Source organism: Paenibacillus baimaensis, assembly GCF_025567575.1.
On sequence record NZ_JAOQIO010000038.1, the window covers coordinates 94,173 to 114,667 of the forward strand.

At 46.1% G+C, this 20,495-nt stretch carries 15 protein-coding genes; 13 read left to right on the plus strand and 2 right to left on the minus strand.

The features are described from left to right. Positions 1 to 345: 345 nt before the first annotated feature. The 13 genes from OB236_RS13565 to OB236_RS13625 all read left to right on the plus strand — a co-directional run bounded on the left by OB236_RS13565 (position 346) and on the right by OB236_RS13625 (position 15,888). Complete coding sequence (locus OB236_RS13565; protein WP_262684468.1) at positions 346 to 720, plus strand: cytochrome-c oxidase; 375 nt, start codon at positions 346 to 348, stop codon at positions 718 to 720. Positions 721 to 980: 260 nt separating this feature from the next. After that, positions 981 to 2,243 (plus strand): MFS transporter, encoded by a 1,263-nt coding sequence (locus tag OB236_RS13570; RefSeq protein ID WP_262684469.1) that lies wholly within the window; start codon positions 981 to 983, stop codon positions 2,241 to 2,243. A gap of 309 nt (positions 2,244 to 2,552) precedes the next feature. Then, positions 2,553 to 3,320, plus strand: coding sequence for a ThuA domain-containing protein (locus tag OB236_RS13575; protein WP_262684470.1), 768 nt, complete (start codon positions 2,553 to 2,555; stop codon positions 3,318 to 3,320). Between the two features lie 57 nt (positions 3,321 to 3,377). Next, entirely contained in the window at positions 3,378 to 4,625 is a 1,248-nt protein-coding gene (locus tag OB236_RS13580) for an MFS transporter (protein ID WP_262684471.1), read from the plus strand. A 63-nt stretch (positions 4,626 to 4,688) separates the two neighbouring features. Further along, entirely contained in the window at positions 4,689 to 5,714 is a 1,026-nt protein-coding gene (locus OB236_RS13585) for a Gfo/Idh/MocA family protein (protein ID WP_262684472.1), read from the plus strand. Between the two features lie 81 nt (positions 5,715 to 5,795). Further along, a complete protein-coding gene (locus OB236_RS13590) occupies positions 5,796 to 6,569 on the plus strand; it encodes a ThuA domain-containing protein (protein WP_262684473.1) in 774 nt (257 codons plus the stop codon). 120 nt (positions 6,570 to 6,689) lie between these two features. Then, entirely contained in the window at positions 6,690 to 7,658 is a 969-nt protein-coding gene (locus OB236_RS13595; protein WP_262684474.1) for an ABC transporter permease, read from the plus strand. A gap of 26 nt (positions 7,659 to 7,684) precedes the next feature. Further along, a complete protein-coding gene (locus tag OB236_RS13600; RefSeq protein ID WP_262684475.1) occupies positions 7,685 to 8,575 on the plus strand; it encodes a carbohydrate ABC transporter permease in 891 nt (296 codons plus the stop codon). A gap of 34 nt (positions 8,576 to 8,609) precedes the next feature. Continuing rightward, positions 8,610 to 10,349: a type 2 periplasmic-binding domain-containing protein gene (locus OB236_RS13605; protein ID WP_262684476.1), complete on the plus strand. Its 1,740-nt coding sequence runs from the start codon at positions 8,610 to 8,612 to the stop codon at positions 10,347 to 10,349. A gap of 89 nt (positions 10,350 to 10,438) precedes the next feature. Beyond that, on the plus strand, positions 10,439 to 12,058 hold the full coding sequence (locus tag OB236_RS13610; protein WP_262684477.1) for a response regulator transcription factor: 1,620 nt from the start codon (positions 10,439 to 10,441) through the stop codon (positions 12,056 to 12,058). Then, a complete protein-coding gene (locus OB236_RS13615) occupies positions 12,055 to 13,899 on the plus strand; it encodes a sensor histidine kinase (protein WP_262684478.1) in 1,845 nt (614 codons plus the stop codon). The genes OB236_RS13610 and OB236_RS13615 overlap by 4 nt, the downstream gene beginning before the upstream one ends. A 101-nt stretch (positions 13,900 to 14,000) precedes the next feature. Continuing rightward, positions 14,001 to 14,600 carry a hypothetical protein gene (locus OB236_RS13620; RefSeq protein ID WP_262684479.1) on the plus strand — a complete coding sequence of 200 codons (600 nt, stop codon included), beginning with the start codon at positions 14,001 to 14,003 and terminating at the stop codon, positions 14,598 to 14,600. 202 nt (positions 14,601 to 14,802) lie between these two features. Next, on the plus strand, positions 14,803 to 15,888 hold the full coding sequence (locus OB236_RS13625; RefSeq protein ID WP_262684480.1) for a winged helix DNA-binding domain-containing protein: 1,086 nt from the start codon (positions 14,803 to 14,805) through the stop codon (positions 15,886 to 15,888). 3 nt (positions 15,889 to 15,891) lie between these two features. On the opposite strand, the gene OB236_RS13630 is transcribed toward OB236_RS13625, so the two are convergent. Together OB236_RS13630 and OB236_RS13635 are read right to left on the minus strand one after the other, a co-directional pair. Then, complete coding sequence (locus OB236_RS13630; RefSeq protein WP_262684481.1) at positions 15,892 to 18,825, minus strand: DEAD/DEAH box helicase; 2,934 nt, start codon at positions 18,823 to 18,825, stop codon at positions 15,892 to 15,894. Then, positions 18,822 to 20,381: an SWIM zinc finger family protein gene (locus OB236_RS13635; RefSeq protein ID WP_262684482.1), complete on the minus strand. Its 1,560-nt coding sequence runs from the start codon at positions 20,379 to 20,381 to the stop codon at positions 18,822 to 18,824. The genes OB236_RS13630 and OB236_RS13635 overlap by 4 nt, the downstream gene beginning before the upstream one ends. Positions 20,382 to 20,495: the final 114 nt, after the last annotated feature.

Below are 20,495 nucleotides of genomic sequence, written 5' to 3' on the forward strand. Positions count from 1 at the left end.
GGACTTATCTATTTCCGGCTCACACCTTTAAGTGGTGTGGGCTTTTTACGCTTTTTGCATCAGATACGGAACCGGAAATGATACACAGCGATTGCATATTTGAGACCAATACCATACGAACGTATAATATCCAACTCCAACGCTCCCTGTTATATTAGTTTCATGAATAGGCTGTAGGGTGTTGACGGCCGTAGAAAGGAGACAAGGCGATAGGGTGCATTCGGATGATCGAACGATCAATAATCGACTGATCGGCAGTGGAACACCGTTTCATCATCGTCATCATTTAGGCAAAAGATCTTATTTCATGCGGCTATGGCCCAATCAAGCAGGGGGAAGATAGGTATGGGAATCAAGTTCATCAAAGTATCTGTTGTTTATTTTGTCATCGGCATTCTTCTGGGTATGTATATGTCGATGGCTAACCAGCATGTATTCGCAAGTGTGCACGCACATATCAATCTGCTGGGCTGGCTGTCGTTTGCGGTGTCTGGTATTATCTACTATTTGTTTCCAAGGGTGGGATTCAGCCGTTTGTCCATCGTACATTTCTGGATGCACAATATTGGACTGCCACCGATGATGCTGGGATTGTTTCTGTTGCTTAGCGGAGCTGAATCATATGAGTTCCTGATTCCGATTGGCGCAATTCTGGTTGTACTTAGTGTCATCGTGTTCGCGGTTAATGTACTGATCCATATCCGATCGTCGGAAGGGTAAGAATCGTATTTCTTATCTGTGATAGACGCCTTATTTTGATCGATATAGAAATAGTTTCCATAGAGAAGTTTAGTATCATGCAGTCATGATATTAAACTTCTCTATTTCTATGTTAATACGAATATATGACCTATTTCACTTAAATGGAGAAAATGAATGGCCTAACCTCTTGTTCATAGCCACTTTTAAGCTTGACGGGGTGAAGCATTACACATACATTAAATAGGTACCTATTTAACCTGAAAAGAAGGTCATTCCATATGGAAGTCTGGAAACGCAATTTATACATCTTATGGACCGGGAACTTTTTAACTGCGGTTGGCATTGGTATGATTATCCCTTTTTTGCCGCTTTATGTGCAAGATCTTGGTGTACATGATGTGAAACAAGCCGCTCTATGGGCCGCTATGATTTTCGGGATCAATCACCTGATGATCGCACTCATATCTCCCTTGTGGGGCAGGTTTTCAGATACATATGGGCAAAAGCTGGTTATGGTAATAACCAGTATAGGCTCGGCCGTTATCATTGCGGCTATGGGTCTTGTCGATACTCCCTTACAACTGCTTCTGCTCCGCGCCGCTTTTGGGACGATGGGCGGTTATCCAACCTCCTCTGTAGCCTTATTGGCCATAGAAGCTCCCAAGCAACAGGTGGGTAACGCTTTAGGCACACTGCAAACCGGACAAGTCACCGGTCAATTGTTAGGGCCGCTGATTGGCGGCGTGCTGGCTGAGTGGTTGGGGATACGCGATTCCTTCTTTATTACTGGCTTCTTTATATTCCTGGCTGCGCTGCTGACGGTATTTGGAGTGAAGGAGACGAATACATACCCTAAATTCAAGTTCAAAAGCTTGTTAAGGATGAGTAACCCGTTTAAATCCAGAATTCGTCAACAGGAGGTTCCAGATAAGAAAGCATGGCATGATATTTTTGTGCAATCTCCACTTATTATCACGCTATTTATTTCTACATTCCTGATCTCTATAAGCTTTGCGAGCATTAGTCCGATGATTTCGTTGTATGTAAAAAGCATGAATATCGTGGATCACATTGAAATTATGGCTGGTCTCATATTTGCTTCTACGGCCTTAGGCACGATGATCACGGCACCGCTGCTCGGAAGAATGGGAGATCGACATGGTCATACTATCATACTGCTCGTATCACTCATTCTGATTGCCGTTCTGCATATTCCTCAAGGGTTAGTCACCAATGCCTGGGTGCTCGTGGGCATACGGTTTATTACCGGGTTATGTATCGGTGGTGTGATTCCATCTATCAGTTCCCTGCTGCGCAAATTGACCCCAACTCCTGTTCAAGGCAGCGTATTTGCCTATAATGCTAGTGCTGGATCATTGGGAAACTTGTCAGGAGCGATATTCGGAGGACTTGTGGCAAGCAGCTTTGGCATTTCTCTGGTGTTTTATGTTATTGCCGGAGTTTTCTTCGTACATTTCCTGATGATAGCTGTTCAGTTCAAGAGGTTCAGAAGAGCGGAGCAGGAGCAGGATGTATCCTAAGATATTAGGTAAATAAAATATAATATAAAAGGTTTGACTTCTCATCTGTACTTCAACAGAAGTAGAGTCTTATAGAAACCCGCGCCCAGCGCGGGTTTTTTAGTTTATGTTGTTTAGGTAATGGATGGCATGACGATGATAAATACCGGACAAGCCGAATGTACATAATCCTATAGAGGGTGGATACAAAAGTGTGATATCGGTTCATTTTTTGTTCGATTGTTGTATTTAAAAGTCTTACGCATTTTTTTACAATTACTAGTGTGATCAGAAACCAAAGGGTACAAAGCGGAAAGGAGCAATCAACAAATGGTGAAAAAAATTCAAGTGACGGTTTGGAATGAATTTTGGCATGAGCAATACCAGGATAACATTAAAGAGGTTTATCCTGACGGTATTCACCGTGTAATTGCAGGGCATTTGGAGATGCAGCCGGACATGGAGGTGAGAACGGCAACGCTTTATGATGCGGAATGTGGTCTATCAGACGAGATCATAGAGCAGACGGATGTATTGATCTGGTGGTCGCACATGAAGCATGACGAAGTACCGGATGAATGGGTAGACAAATTGTACAAACGCGCTATTGCCGGTATGGGAACGATTTTCTTGCATTCTTCCTCAGGTTCGAAGCTGTTCAAACGGCTGTTGGGAGCGGTAGGGGGCCATAAGTGGAGAGAAGCACATGAAAAGGAGCGGCTGTGGGTTCTAAAACCGGGGCATCCGATTGTCGATGGTATCGGTGAATGTGTTGAACTGCAGGAAGAGGAAATGTATGGTGAATACTGGGATATTCCCGAGCCTGACGAATTAGTGCTTGCTAGTTGGTTCGAAGGTGGTGAGATTGCACGCAGTGGGATTACTTATACTCGTGGTAAGGGTCGGCTGTTTTATTTCAGACCAGGTCATGAAGAGTATCCGACCTATTATAACGCGAATGTTATGCGGATCATTGAGAACGGGACGCGATGGGCGGCACCACTAGCTTCATCTCCAACGATTACTAGCGGTAATGTCAATTCAATTGAACCAATCGCTGGCTTCTTGCGAGACGGTCGTGGAAATCGGATCGACTGATCGGTTTCAAACTGAAACCATTTAAGCGCAGTTCAATTCGGAAGGAGAACATAGATCATGTCTACCGAACGCGATGGGAAAGCCAAATCAACCGTTTTTCCTGTCCTGTTTGCCATAAGCATTGCCCACCTGATCAATGATTCGTTACAAGCTGTTATTCCTGCCTCATATCCAATATTGCGGGACTCCTTGCATTTATCTTATACACAGCTCGGTATGATTACGTTCATTCTTTATTTTTCCTCCTCAGTTATGCAGCCTTTCGTAGGAGCATTCGCAGATGCGCGGCCTACGCCATATATGCTTCCTGCAGGCATGCTGTTATCGTTTCTAGGCATGCTGGGGCTCGCCTTTGCTCCGGGTTATATGACGGTACTTGGCTCCGTTGTCCTCGTAGGGATCGCCTCTGCGGTATTCCACCCCGAAGGGGCACGGATTGCCTATCTCACTGCGGGCTCGAGAAGAGGGCTGGCGCAATCGATCTTCCAGGTGGGAGGGAATGCCGGAAGCGCGATGGCTCCGCTGATGACCGCGCTAATCTTTTATCCGTTTGGACAGTTCGGCGCTATATGGTTTACGATAGTTGCCGCTTTGGGAGTCGTTTTGCAGACTTGGGTGGCACGTTGGTACAAGGGACACTTGATGACTTCCCGGCAAATGACGAAAAACAAAACTGCCGGACAGGAGGAATTAAAATATCAGAGAAGGGTTATTGGTGCGATCGTAGTCATCATTCTGATCGCATTTGCACGATCGTTATTCGGTTCCAGTATCGGAACCTACTTCGTATTCTACCTGATGGAGAACTACAAGCTTTCGATACCCGAGGCGCAGATCTACATCTTTCTCTATATGGGGGCTGGCATATTAGGTACGTTCTTTGGCGGACCGCTGTCGGATCGCATTGGCCGGAAAAATGTCATATTGCTATCGGTGCTCGGCGCCTCGCCGTTTGCCCTTTTGCTGCCCCATGCTGGAGAGCTCTGGACATATCCACTTCTCGTTATATTGGGGCTTATTAATCACAGCAGCTTTTCTGTTACCGTCGTTTATGTCCAGGAGCTGATGCCTGGCAAGGTAGGTATGGTTTCAGGACTAATCACGGGTCTGGCATTCGGTATGGGTGCGATTGGAACCGTTGTTGTAGGCGGATTGATCGATTTGACCAGCTTGTCGATTGTTATTACCCTGTGTTCGTTTATGCCATTGTTCGGGTTTATTGGCTTGCTGCTCCCGTCCGACAAAACGATCCGTGGTCGGTTGGAGCAGAAGAAAGATAAGAATGAAATGACTACCGGAGTGTAATCGCTGTTGATTCCCGTTCATTTAAATTGAGCTCACGATATGAGCATTGGAGGAGTAATTGAAATGGAACGTGCAAAAGTGATTCAAGTTGGAGTAGGTGGATTCGGTAAAAACTGGATCGAAGGCATTAAAGATGTAAAATCTATACAAATTGTAGCTATCGTCGATGTTGTACAGGAAAATTTGGTTGAAGCGCTGAAGGTGCTGGGAGACGGAAATATACCAGTTTACTTATCATATGAAGACGCTTTCCGTGAAGTAAAGGCTGATCTTGCCCTGCTGATTACGCCGCCTCCGACCCGTCATCGCTTAACACGCGCTGCTCTCGATGCTGGTATGCATGTTATCGTGGAGAAGCCGATGGCTTCTAATTATAAGGAAGGACTTGAGCTGCTTGCAATCTCACAGCAATATGACAAGGCGGTATCCGTTAATCAGAACTACAGATGGACACCGGAGATGAAGGCGATCCGTAATGCGCTGGAATCCGGCATGATCGGGAAGCTTGGAGTTGTGGAATGGCAGTTTGACCGGGATGGGTCCAGACACCGTGGTCCTCAATCGGAATGGAGAAAAGACCGTGAAGAGCCGTTACTTACGGAATTAAGCATCCATCATTTTGATTTAATGCGGTATTTGCTCAACGTCCATCCCGAATCGGTATTTGCCAGCAGCTTCAGTCCGATATGGAACGAGCGGATCGGTCATTCATCGGCTTCGGCCATCATTAAATTTAAGGGCGGCATTCATGTAAACTATTTTGCCAGCAGCGCCAATAAAGGCAAGGATACGACCTGGACGGGCAACTTCCGTCTGGTTGGAAGCTCCGGGACACTGGAGTTTACGGAGGGTACAGCGTACTACGTGACCGAAGCGGGAGAACGTCAGCAGCTGGAGCTGCCGGAGCTGGAGTATGAAGGTGTTGCCTATACGGTCAACGAGTTTGTTCTAGCAGTCACAGAAGGACGCAAGCCTGTCACTCATATTACTGACAACCTGATCAGCTTTTCGATGGTCGGAGCAGCCGTGGAATCCTCCAAAACTGGTCACGTCGTACGATTGGACACCGGTCATTACCAGGCATACTAGTCACATTTGAACACTATGGAGATAACGGGACGCCCTTTCATCAGGGCATACCGCTCTATCAATGAGAGGAGCAGCAGCAACATGCCAACAAAAATTCGCGTAACGGTCTGGAATGAATTTTACCACGAGCAGCATCTGGATATGGTCAAAGAGGTATATCCGGAAGGAATTCACCGGGCGCTGGCTAATTATTTAGAAAAGGTGGAAGAACTGGAAGTGTCCACGGCTACTCTGTATGATCCTGAACATGGTTTACCAGATCTGGTCATTGAGCAGACAGACGTCCTGATCTGGTGGGCGCATATGAAGCATGAGGAAGTACCGGATGAATTGACAGATAAGCTGTATCGGCGTGTGATAGAAGGGATGGGGGTCATTTTCCTTCATTCCGCCTCTGGCTCCAAGCTGTTCAAACGGTTGATGGGTACAAGTGGAGGCGGCAAATGGCGGGAGGCGCACGAGCGTGAGCGATTATGGGTGCTCAAGCCCGGTCATCCCATTGTGGACGGTATTGGTGAATATATTGAGCTGCCGAACGAGGAGATGTATGGGGATCCTTCTAACATCCCGGAGCCGGATGAATTGATTTTCATGAGCTGGTTTGAAGGCGGAGAGGTCATGCGCAGCGGCAATGTCTACACAAGAGGGAGGGGCAAGATATTCTACTTCAGGCCGGGGCATGAGGAGTATCCGACATATTACAATAAAGATGTGTTAAAGGTGATCGAGAATGCTGCAAGGTGGGCCGCCCCGTCAATCACTCCTCCTACTGTCACAACCGGTAATGTTCGCTCGATAGAGCCAATCAAAGGTTATATCCGTGACGGCATGGGGAACCCGATTAAACAGGAATAAATCGACGTTGCTGCTGATAACTGTGATAGATTGCTGCATTTTTCGTTACATTGTAATATGTGAAAGCGTTTCCTAGTGAAATATAATCTTAGTATCGACAATGAAAGGAGGCGCTTCATAATGGGGCTATCAACCACTGCATCCGCATCACCGAAACTGTTGTCTAATCGACAGGTATTGTGGACCCGGATGAAAAAATACAAACTGATGTATATGTTCTTACTGCCGGCCATCGTGGTGACGATCATATTCGCTTATATTCCAATGATAGGTTTAATTATGGCATTCCAGGATTATAGTGCCGTACAAGGCTTCCTGAATAGTCCGTTTGCCGGATTTAAGCATTTTCAGAATATGCTTTCGAATCCAGAGTTTATGCTTGGCTTAAAAAACACAGTAGCCTTAAACGGGCTTCTTATTGTGATCGGGTTTCCACTGCCCATTATTTTCGCTCTTCTCATCAATGAAATCAAGAATGTGAAGTTTAAACGAATTACGCAAACGATCTCTTACCTGCCGCATTTTATTTCCTGGGTTGTCGTTTCCGGTTTGGTCTATAAGCTGCTTGAGGAAGATTTTGGTAGTATCAATCTGCTCATTCAAATGCTTGGCTTTGAGAAAATTTCGTTTATGCGGGAAGTGGATTATTTCTGGGGGGTCTTTGTGACTACTGTGATATGGAAGGAATTTGGCTGGAACTCGATTATTTTTCTTGCAGCATTAACCGGAATCGATCAGGAGCAATACGAAGCCGCGACTATAGACGGAGCAGGCCGGTTTCAAAAGCTGTTGTATATCACACTCCCAGGGATTGCTAACGTCATCGGCCTCATGTTCATATTCAAGGTTGCAACCATCTTCGGAGGAGGTGGGGGAGGAGCCAGCTTCGACGCCGTTTACAATATGGGCAATGCACTTGTTTCCGAAGCGTCTTTGACACTCGATTATCATGTGTATTTGGCAGGGATACGCCATGCTGAGGTTTCTTACGGAACCGCCGTTGGTCTTGTCTTATCGATATTATCGTTCTGTATTCTGCTGCTGTCCAACCGGATAAGCAAAAAAATAAGCGGATACGGCGCCTTCTAGGGCATATAGAAAGGAGGGATTATTGAATGGCGCGATTGGCCAAATACACGATTACCGATATTGTCATCGCCATGATGATGCTGATCATCTGTTTTATAACGCTGTATCCTTTCTGGTATGCGATCATATATTCGTTTAGCAGCAGCAACGCGTCTATGAGCCATCCGGTTACCTTGATTCCCATACAATTCACCTTTGAAAATTATGCGACAGTGTTTGAAAATAATCAAATTTTCCGCTCATTCCTAGTTACGGCTGGCCGAACGATAGGTGGGGTGCTCTATTCCGGGACGATCGTAGCACTTGCTGCGTATGCGATTTCCAAGCGGGCGCTCCCAGGGAACAGGTTCATTGCAATTTTCCTGTTGATCCCTATGTATTTCAGCGGAGGTTTGCTTCCGAGCTACATTTTGATTTATAAGCTGGGATTGTTCAATCATTTTCTCGTTTATATTTTGCCGCACGGCTTCTGGGCGTTCAACATGTTAATTATGAGAACGTTCTTTGATTCCCTTCCTGCCAACCTGGTAGAATCGGCTACAATTGATGGGGCCGGTGACTTCAAGGTGTTTTGGAAAATCATCATCCCTTTGTCCATGCCGGTTACGGCGACGATTGCGATGTTCAATGGGGTGTTCCAGTGGAATTCCTGGTTCGACGCTATGTTGTATGTCAGCAATGAAAGTTTGCAACCACTTTCGTTCATTCTGCAGCGGATTCTTAAAGAGACGCTTGCCGCGCAGCTGCTGGCGTCACAGGGACTGGTCGGCGCGATCGATATGGACTCGAACCAGACATCGCCAGAATCATTGAAAATGGCCACCTTGATCGTATCGACCATACCAATCGTCGTGATCTATCCGTTTTTGCAAAAATATTTTGTGAAAGGATTCATGATCGGAGCTGTCAAAGGCTAAACCTTATCATTTTAAGAAAAAGGGGGATGTATCTATGTGGAAGAAGGCGGTTCATCTAATGCTGATTTCCTCGTTAGGCCTGCTCACCGCTGCCGGTTGCACTGGTGGTGATAACGGGGGTGCTGTAATTAAGCCTGGCGGTGATAAAAAGGCAGAAGGGAACACGAAGCAAGCAAAGCTGCCAATCCGATTCTACAGCCAAGGCTACCAGACCCGCATCGATGTAGCATCGCATGACGTGGTAACACCTTTTATCGAGAACAAATTTAATCTGGAATTTACAGAGATGTATGTGAACAACGACCAGCCGCTCAAAGAAAGATTGAACCAATGGATTGCCACCAAAAATTTGCCCGATATTATGATGATGGACAAAGCAAATGCCAACTACGCTATCAGTACTGGACAATTCGCCGATCTGACGGATTATGTCAAAGACATGCCAAGCCTGCAGAAATGGTTTCCTCAGGAATATTGGGGCCGATTTACGAATGACGGTAAAAACTATCAAATCCCGACTCCAGTCGTAAACACGAATTCCAATGATCCGAAATTCGCTAATGATCCTTACAATTCAGGAAAAAGATTAACCTCGCTGCAGGTACGTGAGGACCTTCTCGCTAAGGCTGGATATAAATTCAAGCCGATCAAAGAGATCAAGAAAGATACGATTGATAAGGGCAAAAAACCGACTGTTGAGGATTTTGCGATCGAACCGGCTATCCGCACACCGGAAGATTTTTACCAGCTGTTAAAAAAAATCAAAGAGCTGAACGTAACAGCTAACGGGAAGCCGCTTATTCCGCTTTCGTTCCCGATATGGGCGCAATTCCATTTTGGCTCGATGTTCGATTTTGGGCACTGGACCCAAGATAAAGATGGTACTGTAGACGGTTTTCTTGGTTCCAAGGATGCCAAGAAGTATCATGAATATTTGAACCGACTGTATCAGGAAGGGCTGCTTGATAAAGATTTCATCATCCAAAAGGACGATCAATTACAGACTAAAGCGGCTACAGGTCAGCTCGGTGTGATACTTGCAGTACTGAACCTGGATGCGGTGAGACAATCCCTACTGGCTACCGATCCTTCGATGGAGCTTCGTGTCATTCCGTGGCCCAAGATGGATCCGGACAAAGGATTTTACGATATTTACGAGGGCTCGTTCTGGCGGCTGCTTATACGCAAGGATTTCCCGGAAATAAAACGGCTGACGCAATATTTGGATTGGACCCTAAGTGATGAAGCGCTTGATCTGATGTCGTGGGGACCTGAGAACACAGGCATCTGGAAGATGCAAGACGGCAAGAAGGTGTTTGTAGACCCGCAGGTGGAAAGTGATATGCTCACAGGCAAGCTGGGTGGTAAAGGCGCGGATTATTATGGTCTATACGCCAAGCAGTTTTACAGCAAGGCATCGTATTTCGGACTTGGTTGGTATATGGCAAGAGACTACAATCCCAAGAGTCCCTTGCGAAGCTACCCGCCGAACTATGACATTTATGTAATGAACAGTGGCATGGTCGGCAAAGGGGGTTATAATGTTACCGGAACGGCTTCCTATGGCGATGGGAGCAAGGAAGCCGAATTGGTCTCCAATACGTACTGGACATTCACAACACTGGATGTAGCAAAGCTGCTGACGCCCAAGACCAAAGAAGAGTTCGACAAGAACTGGGACACGATAAAAACGAAGTACATGAAGGATACAAACTACGAACAGGCAGCTAAAAATATGGTACAATGGTTCAAAGCCAACGCTCCAAAAAAATAATAGTCTGTCAATAAGCTTAACGGGATATCCTACAAGATATCCCGTTACATTCGCTTTATGGAAGAAAACGTGTACCGGGAGGCCACAATATGATCAAGGTGCTGATCGTAGACGATTTTCAGGTTGATCGTGAGAATCTTACGCTGATGTTAGAAACCGAACCTGCATTTCAGCATGTGGCTGTCATAGGCGCATGCGAGAATGGCAAGGAAGCATTGGATTTTATGAAAACGCTTCAACCGGATATTATTATCAGTGATATTGAAATGCCCGTCATGGATGGATTTGAAATGGTCAGGATGGTACGTCAGCTGTATCCACAGATCAAAATCATTTTTTCCAGCCTTTACAATGAATTTGAATATGCGAAAGACGCCATGTATCTGGGAGGTTACGGATATTTGCTGAAGCCTGTTGATCCCAAGGAGCTTCTGCAATGCGTCAGCGCAGTTACGGATAGGATCACTAGCGATTTGAAGTTTCGCAAAGATTACGAATACTTATCCAGGCAGCTTAACGAGAACAAGCCGTATTTAATCGAAAGCTTGTTGATAAGCTTGATGTACGGAACGGCTGGCAATGACATCCATGTGTCGGAAAAGCTGGAGCTGCTGGGGTTGGATATGAAGGACTGCTGGTATGTTGCCTCGTTGATCGAAATCGACGGCTTCGTCCAGTTAACTCGGGATATGAATATCGAAGAGAAGCATCTCTTTCAAATGATGGTATTAAGCCGTATCCGTGAGGTTCTCGGCTCCTGCTGCAATCAGCTTTCGGTTTCCCTTCATCAGGCGCATATTGCCATCGTTTTTTATTATCCGGAAGCTGTTGAGGATCGTTTAAGTCAAATACATACGGTGCTAAGTAATATTTTATTGGAGTTTTCGAAATCGGATATCAGCTTGTCGATTATGGTCAGCGGCTATTCGAAGCATATTTTGTGCCTCAAATTTCTGTATGAGCAGTGCCTCTATATATTACGATACAAATATTTGCTGGGTAAAGGAAAGATCTTGTACAGCAGCGACATACCTTCCAGTAAAGAGAAACCATTATTTGATTACAACGGGATTGAAAAGGAACTGCGGGTTCTGCTGAATACAGGAACTGCGGACGAAATCACAGATTATATCCATAATCTGTATCTTGGCTTGCCGGACAACAGCTCCCCTGAGGAGCTTAAAGGCTTTTTTTATTTCATGATGATCTGCTTGCAAAATATCGTACACTCCAACCCCGAAGGCTTTGCCGGGCAGTCCGAACTTACGTCTCCGGCTGCATGGGAAACCTTGGTTACGTTGGAAACGGTATCCGATGCGGTAACATGGATTTGCGAATGCTTGCTTACCGCAAACAAGTGCATAAGGGAACGGGAGTTTCATAAAAACAAGGTCATGGTCGAGAAGATCAAACGTTACATTGAGCGGAATTATCAGACGAATATTACATTGGAAATGTTATCAGAGGAGCTTTATTACAGCCCGAATTATATCAATCAGATTTTTAAGCAAGAGACTGGTGGAACGATATTCGATTATGTGACACGGTACAAAATGGAGCGAGCTAAGGACATGCTGGCAGTCAATCATATTAAGCTGTACGAAATAGCGGAAAAGCTTGGTTACAATCATACCGCCTACTTTAGCAGCTTGTTTAAGAAATATATGGGTGTCACACCCAAAGACTTTAGAAGGCAATTGGAATCATGAACCATTTATTGCGCTCACTTGCTGCAACCGTCATGAAGGTTCATGGTAACACAAAGCTCAAATATAAGCTCATGTTAGCCTATTCATTGGTATTTACCGTGAGCATCCTCTCCGTCGGCTTTACGGCATACTATCAATCAAGGGATTTCATGACCAATTCCGAGAAGAATGCAGCTGCCCAAAGTATGGTGCAGCTTCATAATGCGATCGATAGTTTCCTTGAAATTTATTTTAACAAAAGCGAAATGGTGTTTTTTAATCTGCAGCTGCAAAAGCATTTGTCTACATATCAGGAGGATATCGATGATTTGGTGTACGCGCACAAAGATATTAATGATATCGTCAAACAAATTATTAACGATGTGAAACGGCCTTATCTAAAAAATTCTTACTATTTCGGTGGTAACATCCAGCTGCTGCTGTATACCAAAAACAGCAGTCTGTTTTCCGATGGTCAGACGATTTTTAACTACGATGATATTAAGGATATGGCTTGGAACCGGACCATGCTGGAGACGGATACTTATTTTATATGGGAAAGCCGGGTCAAATTCGGCGATCAATATTATGTTGCATTGAACCGAAGGCTCATCGATTTTGGAACCTCGAAGGACCTGGGTGTTATGAGACTCCTTATCCCGGTGGAACGTATTCAGAACATTATAGCTAAAAGCATAGAAAATTCCGATTACCAGCTGATCTATACGGACGAAGAGGATCGAATGATTACCAGCTATGGACCTATGATTGCGCAATTACCCGGTTTAAGGGAGCGAGTCAAGCAAGTCCCATTAGACTCGGGAGTATCCGAATCGATAATAGATGGCAGCCGATACCTTTCCGGTGCTATGAAATCGGAAATAACGGGCTGGAAGCTCACCTATTTTACCCATAAGAACAATATCACCGATAAAGTAAACCGGATTAGCTATTCGATCATCGTGTCTATTCTGGTCTCCATAGTCTTATGTATATTTATTGCCTTGTTGATCTCCGCCTATATGACCCAAAGAATTGATGTGCTCGTTAGTAAAACCAATAAGGCTAAGCAGGGTAACCTTATCATCACGGATGTAATCCGTGGCAATGACGAAATCGGCCAGCTGGATAAAAATTTCAACAGCATGATTGAGCAAATTCACAATTTGATCGAGGTTGAATATAAATCGAAAATTTTGTTGAACCATACGAAATTTGAGCTGCTGCAGGAGCAGATCAATCCGCACCTGCATTATAACACTTTGGCGATGATCGCATCCTTGGCCAAGAAATCGAACCAAACTGAAATTTATGAAGTAACCAACCATCTAATTCGTTTCTACAAGAACATGTTAAACAAAGGAAAGCTTATCATAAGCTTGGCTGCGGAATTTGAAATTATCCGTCACTACCTGGAGCTTAGCAAATTCGTCTACTCACTTGATATTGACGTTATGTTCGAAGTTGAGGATGACATCATGGATTATTACTCCATTAAAATGCTGCTTCAGCCGCTCGTCGAAAACGCCATTTTCCATGGCATCATGCCCTCCAAGAAAGGAACGATCGTCATTGGTGGCAGAGAAGTGGAGAAAGGAATCGAGCTGTATGTTTCGGATGACGGAGCAGGCTTACCGGAGCATATGATCGATTATATACGGAATTTAACAACGGATACGGACGAGAAGCATGGTTATGGACTAACCAATGTTGTCCGCAGATTTCAATTGTTTTTTGGAGATTCCTTCAGCTTCGAATGCGAAAGCTCGCAGGGGATGGGTACAACTTTTGTGGTAAGAATCCCCAAGTTTACCGAAAATGAAATTAAGTTGTTTCTGAAAGAAAAATATTTGTACTCGTGACTTATTAAACGGTATAATGTTATCCCCTTAGCTGGATGATGTTTACCTGGATCGTAGAATGTGTATAAATAGATAGGGATAGTTCGGAAAGGAGAGGTTCCATGAGCAGTCAGAAAAAACAGCGCTTCAACGATTACTTTGAACTGGGGTTATACTTCATATCCACGGGGTGCCTGATTTACTTTCTGATCCAAGGTATCCCTCTGAAAGCCTTACAAGGCATACTCATCATTTCTGTTCTGACGATTATTCGTGGTGTTGTTAAGTTTACAAAAACGGAGCTGTTTCCCGCACTGAGGTTTTCGATCTTATTTTTCATTTTCCTTACGATGCTGCTAGCCAACGAATTCGGATTTTATGGTATCATCCCGAATCTGGATAAAATCGAGCATTTGCTGTCAGGAGTAATTCTCCACTTTATCGGCATGTTAATTTACTGGAAGCTCACTGCTGCTGAGGGTAACCAACGTAACGTGTCTTCCACTGCGATCTGGTTTGGCTTCTTCTTCTCTGTGGCGATGGCGGGCTTCTGGGAAATGTACGAATTCACTACAGATTACCTGTTTGGGTTTCAATCTCAGAGAGGCAGCTTGACTGATACGATGGGAGACATCATTTGCGGGACGATTGGTGCTGTGGGAACAAGTATTTATTTAGCATTTAAAGGAAAAAGGGAGAACCCTTCCCCCTCAACAACTTGACATGAATGAATGACCTTCACAGCCTTTTCCGATTTGCCAAGGAAAGGCTTTTTTTCGATCCCAGTGCTCGATTACTACGACTACCTTCAATGAGCTACTGAATATTTAAATAAGCTTTGATAAATTTCTGCTATACATTCGATGGCCCGTCCACATACAATGTATGTGAAATTAGAAAAGATTCGATGTTGGGGGGCAGTCCATGAAGGAGCAAAGTATACCTTATCGTCGGTTGTTCAATCTGCGTATCAATGCGGGAAGGTTCGATAGGCCTGAACAAGTCGTCAAGCAGCTCGGTGCTATGCAGGCACAGGATTACCATCAAGCCCTGTGGGCAATAGGTTTGCGGATGCAAGCATCAACCGCGGCGGATATCGAACAAGCCATCGCAGACCGCAAGATCATACAGACTTGGCCAATGCGCGGAACGATCCATTTTGTATCTCCTGATGATGTGAGATGGTTGTTGAAGCTTTCGGCTGCCCGTACATTGGCACAGGATAACCGAAGGCTGGAACAACTGGAGCTTAATCTGGAGATCATTGAACGCAGTAAGCAGATTATGTATGACGCCTTACAGGGCAATAAGCAGATATCCCGGCCCCTTCTCATGCAACTGCTGGAGGAAGCAGGGATCAGTACGAACAATCAGTGGGGGTATCATCTCCTCTGGTATATCGCACAGTCTGGTCATATTTGTATGGGGCCGAGGGAAGGCAAGCAGCAAACCTTCGTATGGTTGGATGAGTGGGTGCCCAAATCCAAGGAATTATCGATGAGCGAAGCGCTTGCCGCGCTTGCAGAAAGATATTTTACGAGTCATGGGCCTGCAACCGTGTATGATTTTGCCTGGTGGGCTGGAATTACGCTCTCCGCTGCTCGTCAGGGAGTCGAAGCTGTGCAGTCCCGTCTGGTGTCGGAGAAGGTAAACAATCAGGTATATTGGGAAGGCCAACATATCCAAACAAGAATTACCGATTCTGAATCAACTGTTTATCTGCTACCGGGATTTGACGAGCATCTGCTCGGCTACAAGGACCGCAGTGCGGTGCTGCAAGCCGAAGATGCTCAACATATTGTACCTGGGAATAATGGTGTATTCAGATCGACCATCATCATCGATGGTCAAGTCGCGGGCATATGGAAACGCACAATCAAGAAGAAAGGTATTGATATCGAGTTCCATTTATTTGCGCATCATCAAGACAGGGAAGAGGGCATCCTGGAAACTGCTCGTCGATACTGTGGGTTTATGGGGCTGCCTTTAGCTTCGACATCATTTACATAAGCATCACCAAGCTTGCCGAAGCGCGAACAAATCATGAAGCTCCTCATTCGATAGCTCTGTAATCCAGCTTTCTGAGGTGGAGATTACGTTCTCGCTTAAGCTCATCTTGCTTTCCAGCATCTCGTCGATCTTCTCCTCAAGCGTGCCCAGTGAAATGAACTTATGCACCTGTACGTTTCGCTTCTGTCCCATCCGATAGGCTCGATCCGTAGCTTGGTTCTCGACAGCAGGGTTCCACCAGCGATCGTAATGGAACACGTGGTTAGCTGCCGTCAGGTTGAGTCCGACACCGCCCGCCTTCAAGGACAGAACAAAGATACCCGGACCTGTTCCGTCTGCAGCCTGGAACGCGTCAATCATTTTATCGCGTTCCGCTTTGGGTGTGCTGCCGTTCAAGTACAGCACGGGCTCGTTCTGCTGAGCCTGCAGTACGTCGGCCAGCATACGGCCCATGCCTACGTATTGGGTGAAGATCAAGCAGGAATCACCCTCATCCCTGAGCTCGCTAACCATCGCTGCAATCCTTTCCAGTTTCGCTGATCGTGTGATGTACGCTTCACGGTATTCATCAAGTAGAAGAGCTTCTCCCGATGGCGCAGCTTCCTTTAGCAGCAGCATGGGGTGGTCGCATAGCTGTTTAAGCTGGGTCAAGACGGCGAGGATGGCTCCTTTTCGCTCAATGCCCTCCAGATTCTTCATACGTTCCATAAGATCCTTGACTACGCGCTCGTAGAGGGCTCCTTGCTCGGCGGTCAGGTTGATATACACCTTCATCTCCAGCTTGTCCGGCAAATCCAGCTGTATGGCAGGATCTTTCTTCTTACGGCGCAGCATGAAGGGCTTGATAAGCTTCTGCAGCTGTGCAGTTGCCCCCTCGTCGTGATGCTTCTCAATAGGATTGGCAAAGCGATGCTGAAATCCTCGCTGGTTGCCCAGATAACCAGGATTAAGGAAATCATAAATGGACCACAGTTCTGATAATCGATTCTCAATCGGCGTCCCTGTAAGCGCAATGCGATGTTGTGCCTGGAGCGAGCGAACGGCTGCCGATTGTTTATTTTGCGCATTTTTGATGTTCTGGGCTTCGTCCAGACAGAGGGAGCTCCAGACGGTCTCACGCAGGGTTTCTTGATCCAACAGTGCAGTTGTATAAGAGGTGATGACAACGTCTGTATCTTTCAAAACGTTAGTCAGCGCCTCTCCGTTTAATCGTCCCTTCCCGTAATGAAGCCATACCTTTAATTCGGGCGCAAAACGCGCCAGCTCCTTTTGCCAATTGCCAAGAACAGAGGTTGGGCAGATGAGCAGGGAGGGGGACTCAGATTCTGTTTGGTGATGAAGTAAATAAGTAATGAATTGGACGGTTTTACCAAGTCCCATGTCATCGGCCAAACAGGCACCCAGCCCGAATTTTCTCAGAAAACTGAGCCATGTAAAGCCTTCACGCTGGTAGCCGCGAAGCTCTGCGCGCAGTCCATCAGGTATCACAAGCTCTTTTAAACTCGATGGCTGTCCTAACTGACGAAGCAGAGCCAAGAGATGCGAGTTCAATTCAATTTCCAACTGAATCCGCTTTTCTTCTTCTTCCGCATCTGCTTCAGTTGTCAGACCAAGCTCTGCTGGCTTTGCTGGTTCCGCTTCATTTAACAGATGCAGCTGAAGGACATCCTGCAAGGATAAGCCTTCTTCCGGGTTCACGCTTTCCATGAGCCTACGGATTTGCTCCAGCAGAGCAGGATCCAAGTAGACCCATTCTCCGCGGAAACGGATCAGCCTTTCTTTGCGGCCGAGCAGCTCAGCGAATTCGGCTGCATCCAGATCGGTATCGCCGATGGCAACTCGCCAGTCGAAGTCAACCAGCGCATTGAGTCCGAATAAGGACTTGCCTTTGCCGCCGGCTTCGGACGTAACTCGAGCGCGTAGGCGCGGCTTCCGCTTAGAAGCAGCCTCCCACCAACCCGGCAGCATCACATTCCAGCCGTAATTTAGTAATTGTCGGCTGTCTACGGTCAGAAACCGCCATGCGATTTCATCAGTTAGCGGTTCAGCAAAGAACTCACCACCGATATTCACATTTGGAAGCGCCTCGCTCAGTCGGGTAGCCCATCCGCCAGAACGTTCTTGAATATACGGGCTCCAATCGCTAGCCCATGTGCCGGAAGCCTGACCGTCTGCACCCAAGCGAATCGGTATAATCGCCGAGCCTTCGCTCTTATCCTGAAGCACCAAACGGAGCCGCCAATCGAACTGCTCGTCATCCGGTTCCAGCAGCTGTAAAGCGGGACGGAAGGGAGCCATATCCGGCTTCCAGCCAAGTGCCGCGAGCCACTCATCCTCTGTAAAAGTAGGAGCCGAGGCAGCTCCTGCCTGTGCTCCTCTAAAGAGTGCGGGATAGTCCCGTCGAAGGTCGGACACGGCTGCTTCATCTGCATAGTGCTCGGTGGTGACAGCAGCAGAAAAAGCTGAGCGCAAACCAACCATATCCTCGCCTGACAATTCCAGACTGACCAGCGTATTCCAATCCAGTTCTTTGAGGTCCTCTGATCCAGCCTCCCATGTCCACTGTAGCTTTCCACTACGGAATGAGCTGTAGCTTGGCATATAACGGCCTTCCTTGGCTTCTCTGTATAGTCGCGGTGCGGCTGCAAGCAGTTCTTGGGTGGCTTCATTCCCACCCTGCCAGCGAATAATGTCCATGAAATTCGGATCAGAGAAGAAGGGGAGCACCATTTCTGCAGGCAGGACTGTCACCGTGAGCTCACCTGCCAGCCGCAGCTCCAGCGTTGTTCCGTAGAAGGATGGCTCGTGCCAGGCAAACATAATTTTGCGGAATTTATCGCCCGGAACCTCATATCCATTCTGAAATCCCCAGAGTAAGGCATCCCCACTATCCGTTAGAATTACATGCAACGTCATCTCATACAATTGTGTACTCATTCCAACAGTTTTCCTTTCTTCAGTTCCTCTTGCAGCGCTCGAAGTCGGCTGTGTCGTTCCATAAATCCAGAGAAAAAACGGTCCCAGCGTTCGGCCTGCTTCATTTTTTTGTACACTTTATCCAGTCTCTTCAGCAGCTTGACTGCTAATTTATAATCATGCCGATTTTTAAGGGAGACATAATGTTCGATGGCTTGATGATAATAGGGCAGCAGGAGAGCTGGAGCTTCCTTCTCGATTGGCTGCAGGACGCTAACCCGATGATAGAGGGGGTCTTGTCCTTTAAAGATTTGCATTTCCAACCAAGGCTTCCATTTTCGCTGCTCGTACAACATTTCATCAATAATCAGGGCCGAATGGGGCAGCATTTCTTCCAGCACGGTCCACAGTTGCTTCTCGGCTTCAGGAACATGTGCGACAGCTTCCTTCCAGTAACCCAAATAGGCATCGAGCTCCTTGGTTCTTTGGCCGTAAAAGTAAGAGGCCGTCCTTAATAACCAATCAATCAGATTGTCCCAATCGTGAGCAGCAGCAATATGATTCAGGAAAGGCAGAAAAAGACGCGTCGGTGCTTTATTTAAAGTACCACTCGCTTCTAAAGCCGCCCATGCGTCACTAGTTCTTGATTGATGCAGGTACAGGAATGCCTTGGCTGCTGAGAGAGAAGAAGAGATCGAGTCGGTTGTTTGCTGCGTTATGTCGTTTATCTCCTGCAATACCCATTGTTCCGTATCGGGATAGGGGGCTATCCAATATTTCCACAGTGCCGTATACAGGCCATAATCAAGATACTTCTGATCTGTTTCTTTGGCCAACTGCTGTCTGACATAACTTAAAGTTTGTTTAAGACGCTCTCCAGCGAGAGTGAAGTCGATTTGTGCAGACTTTTGGTGTAACCAAGCGTGAATTTCATCGTACATTCGGTACAATGCAGACGAAGTATAGTAACTTACAGTTCCTTGCGCAGTCTGCTCTTTGATTTTTCTCAGGATAAATAACTCTTGATGCAACTCAAAAAAGATCAAGTCCATCTTAGAAAAAGGAATAGCTATCTTGCGAATATTTTGCAGCTCATACCGCAGCACGTTCGTAAAGGTTCCCTGATCGTAAGATGGTTTAACATGAGCTGTATATTGGTCCAGAAACTTATGCCAGCTATTAATATCCATGTCTGGCAGCTGCTTGAGCTGCGACTCTGGGGAGATAATCGAAGTGGCCCGCTTGAGGTGATAATTGGCATTCACAATTTGGGAAGCCGGATAACCCAGTCGGTCAGCCAGTTCCATGATAACAGCAGCCAGGTGCTTGCAGGAGGTTCGGACCGGACAGGTACATGTATTGGACAAAAACTTGTCTAAATACAGCTTAACACTGTAATCTTCTGAGCCTGTTACCCTTGCTTGTACCACACGATTCTCCGTAATAATCAGAGAGGCTACACGCTGCTGTTTAAAATAATTAAATCCTCGGCTAAGTGTCACTTCATTAAAAGATTGAGCTACTTGCTCAAGCAGCTTCAACCATTGCTCATCATTTAAAACAGGAAAAGAACTCATCGCAAAGCTCCTTGCTCAAAAATAAAAGATGCTAACCACTCTATTATAAAGCGATACGAGAAGAAATACGATATTTTCATGATTTGCGGCAAAGTAAGTTAGCGATGTAAAGGA